Source organism: Hymenobacter agri (assembly GCF_054778495.1).
On record NZ_BAAGZM010001068.1, the window covers coordinates 1 to 897 of the forward strand.

Below are 897 nucleotides of genomic sequence, written 5' to 3' on the forward strand. Positions count from 1 at the left end.
GAGTGGCGCCGCCGCCAGAGCACCGACCTGGCCCTGGCCGCCAACTGGACCTGCCTGCCCACCGCCAGCACCGATGCCGAAATCCGCGGTGGAGCCAACGCCCAGCCCGTGCTCAGCACCGGCCTGGTACAGGTGCGCAACCTTACCCTGCGGGCCGGCACTACCCTGGCCCTGAACGGCGGCACGCTGGAAATATATGGCACCCTCAACCTCGAGTCCGGCGCTTCCATCGGCGGCACCAACGGTACCCTGAGCCTGCGCGGCAGCGCCGTGGTGCTGAATGCGCCCAATGCCACGGCCCTGAATATTCCGCGCCTGCTGGTAAACCTGCCCGCCGCCGCCGATACCGCCCGCCTGGCCCAGAGCCTGACCGTGGCCACGGCCTTCACCGCCCAGCGCGGCATCCTGAAAACGCAGGCTGCCGCCCTCACGCTGGCGTCGGGCGCTACAATGGCCGAAACTGCCGATGCTTACGTGTCGGGCCGCGTGCTGGCCTCGGCGCCCCTGAGCACCACGGCCGCCCAGGATTTCGGTGGTTTAGGCCTGACCCTGAGCCAGGCCTCGGCCAGTGTAAGCAGCGTGAGCGTGACGCGCGTGACCGACCAGGCTATTGGCCGCGCCCCGGCCCGCACCGGCGTTCGTCGCTACTATAGTGTGAGCTACCTGCCCACCATTGCGGTGTCGGCCACGGTGCGCCAAAGCTACCGCGATGCCGAGCTGAACGGCCTGGCCAAGGCCGACCTGCAGCCCTACTACGCCGGCTCCCTGGCTGGCCCCTGGGCTGCCGCCCCCCGCACCGCTCAGAGTGCCAGCCCGAACTACGTGGAAGCCACCGGCAGCGTGCAGGGCATCTGGACGCTGAGCACGCCCGTGGCCATGCTGCCCACCCGCAACGCC

Annotated in this window: 1 protein-coding gene; it reads left to right on the plus strand. The window is 70.0% G+C overall.

Annotation, left to right across the window (positions count from 1 at the left end; genetic code table 11):
- A partial coding sequence (locus ACYVDE_RS24505; RefSeq protein WP_460504132.1) for a hypothetical protein occupies positions 1 to 897 on the plus strand: 897 nt, incomplete at both ends.